Genomic DNA, 572 nt, shown 5'->3' with positions numbered 1-572 from the left:
CCGGCTACCTCCGCCTCACCGGCGGCCTCGGCGACTGACGTCCGCGATCCCCCACACAACCCAGCCCGGGAGCCACCCATGCCCGACAGCGACGCGCTGTTGCACTACACGAGCATCACCGAACCGCAGCCCCTCTACGTGTCCCTCGACGACAACAGCCCCGCCTACACCATGCACCTCATCGTCGCCAACACCCGGGACACCCCCGTCTACTGCAACAAGATCACCCTCTACCTGCCGAGCGGCAGCCACGAAGCCGACCTCGTCGGCGCCGGAAAGATCAGCGCCATCAACGGCGAGTGCTCAGCCAGTTGGACCTTCAAGAGGGTGTCGGACACCGAGATCACCATCACCCCGCCCAACAACAAGACCGCCGGCTTCGTGGGAATCAAGGATCAGGACATCAAGTCGGCGCTCTACATCGCCGCCCTCCGCATCACCCTCAGGAACCTGCACATCAACACCAGAATCGGCACTGCCCGGATCGAGATCACCGAGAACACCGGCGAGACGAACAACGAAGCGGGCTTCTTCAGAAAGTGGCACTACTACCCGGTGACGAAGTTCCCCCG

1 protein-coding gene is annotated in these 572 nt (G+C 63.5%); it reads left to right on the top strand.

The genetic code is table 11. The features are described 5' to 3' along the window. Window positions 1-78: 78 nt before the first annotated feature. The coding region (locus E1283_RS36840) for a hypothetical protein (RefSeq protein ID WP_132822462.1) at window positions 79-572 on the top strand (494 nt) is incomplete at its 3' end.

It is taken from the genome of Streptomyces hainanensis, from assembly GCF_004348415.1.
Lineage (GTDB): Bacteria > Actinomycetota > Actinomycetes > Streptomycetales > Streptomycetaceae > Streptomyces > Streptomyces hainanensis.
The sequence above is the reverse complement of the archived record's forward strand: the minus strand, read 5'-3'. Positions and strand labels throughout refer to the sequence as shown.